This is a genomic window from Mesorhizobium sp. WSM4813, assembly GCF_055811555.1.
Genome location: NZ_JBVVQU010000153.1, coordinates 1 through 725, shown reverse-complemented (window position 1 = coordinate 725; position 725 = coordinate 1). Strand labels below are relative to the sequence as shown.

Below are 725 nucleotides of genomic sequence, written 5' to 3'. Positions count from 1 at the left end.
TTTTGCCGAGGATTGGCAAAGTCAAGGATGCCGATCAGTTCGCCGCGTAGCTCGGCGATGACCTCGCCTCGCTTGCTACCAGGCGAAAGAACCACCTCACCGACAAGCGAGCGCAGCGCCTCGGCTGCTTCTCGGCCGCCGATCGGATCATCGAGCACTTCAGTGAAAGCAAAAACTCTGATGCGGTAAATGTTGGCGATGTTGGGATGAACATCCGGCACATCGGCCGGTGCCTCAGCCGTGCGGCCCATGATCTCTCCCTTCTGCCGCTCCAGTTCCCCCATGCGCGCCTTCATCACCGGCTGATACATGCCGTCCTCAATCGCTGCCATGATGCCGGCAATAGCGCGCTCGACCTTCTCCAGCGCCTTGCGGTCTGCTTCCGCCTGCGCCCGCCGCTCGCGGTTGAGGCGGTTCACCTCCTCCGCATAGGCGCGCACCGCGTCTGCGACGGACTCGGCGGAAACCAGCTGGTCCTTGAGGCCGGAAAGAACCCGCTCCTCAATCCTGGCACGGACAATGGATTATTATTGCAGGTGCCGCGCCGGTGATGGTTGAGGCACCCGAAGCGGTCGCGTTGCATGAGACCATATTTGCCGCCACAGCACCCGCAACTGAGCAGGCCGGAAAGGAGCGAGACCGGTCGCCGTGCTGCGTGCAGCCTCTTCGCCCTCGCCTCCCGCACTCCGGCCGTCGTTGTCTCGAAGAGCTTGGCGATTTGCTGC

General features: G+C 62.8%; 1 protein-coding gene and 1 pseudogene. Both read right to left on the bottom strand.

Annotated elements, in window-relative coordinates:
* Positions 1–440 (bottom strand): annotated as a pseudogene (locus AC0L25_RS32455) (recombinase family protein); the annotation flags it as partial.
* Entirely contained in the window at positions 416–583 is a 168-nt protein-coding gene (locus AC0L25_RS32450) for a hypothetical protein (RefSeq protein ID WP_473599190.1), read from the bottom strand. The pseudogene AC0L25_RS32455 and the gene AC0L25_RS32450, both read right to left, overlap by 25 nt.
* Positions 584–725 lie beyond the last annotated feature (142 nt).

Coding starts and splice junctions, on each gene's coding strand:
- AC0L25_RS32450 (WP_473599190.1), bottom strand. CDS start 583: ATGCAACGCGACCGCTTCGGGTGCCTCAACCATCACCGGCGCGGCACC.